1 protein-coding gene is annotated in these 646 nt (G+C 35.9%); it reads left to right on the top strand.

Annotated elements, in window-relative coordinates; translation table 11 throughout:
* Positions 1-129 precede the first annotated feature (129 nt).
* Positions 130-646 (top strand): N-acyl amino acid synthase FeeM domain-containing protein (locus TH606_RS11210; protein ID WP_197460580.1); only part of this gene is annotated, 517 nt, incomplete at its 3' end.

Below are 646 nucleotides of genomic sequence, written 5' to 3'. Positions count from 1 at the left end.
GGACACAGTTGACGAAACACTATGAGCAAAGCTAAGCAATCTCTTAATCCCTGATAGAATTCTATAAAGATTGCCTAATTAAAGTATTCGAATTTTTTTTAAAAAACTTTAACTTTTATTAAACCTCTTTTGTGTTATTCTAAGTGTTATTCTAAAAAAATTAATTTTTATATTAATACGGCTAAAATTATCAAAAACGAAAAGTTTTGGTGGCAAAAAAGACGGCTTTTACTATCCAAAGTTCCCGATGTCATTCATTCTCGGGAATATGGTGTTAAATTTGCATTTTCCAGAAAAGACTTTTTTCACGCTTTTGAACTGGTTTATAAACGTTATCTTAGTTACCAATTAATCCGCCCTAATGAAAAAAAATTATTTTATACCCCCTATCAAGCATTACCCAATAGCCGGGTCTGTATAGCTTATAACAAGATGATGAATGAAAAAATAGCCAGTACGGCCACGGTGGTAATTGACTCTGAACTTGGTCTCCCCGGTGACAGTACTTATAAAGCTGAACTTGACAAACTGCGAGCCAAAGGACGAAAGCTTGCAGAAATTACCTGCCTGGCAGCCGAACGGGACCTTTGCTACCGAAACGGAATTCTCTTTGTTTTCCGCCTTCTTTACCGCTATGCACGTCTTA

It is taken from the genome of Thermodesulfatator autotrophicus (genome assembly GCF_001642325.1).
GTDB classification, from domain to species: domain Bacteria; phylum Desulfobacterota; class Thermodesulfobacteria; order Thermodesulfobacteriales; family Thermodesulfatatoraceae; genus Thermodesulfatator; species Thermodesulfatator autotrophicus.
Note: the sequence above shows the minus strand (reverse complement) of the source record. Positions and strands in the feature narration are given on the sequence as shown.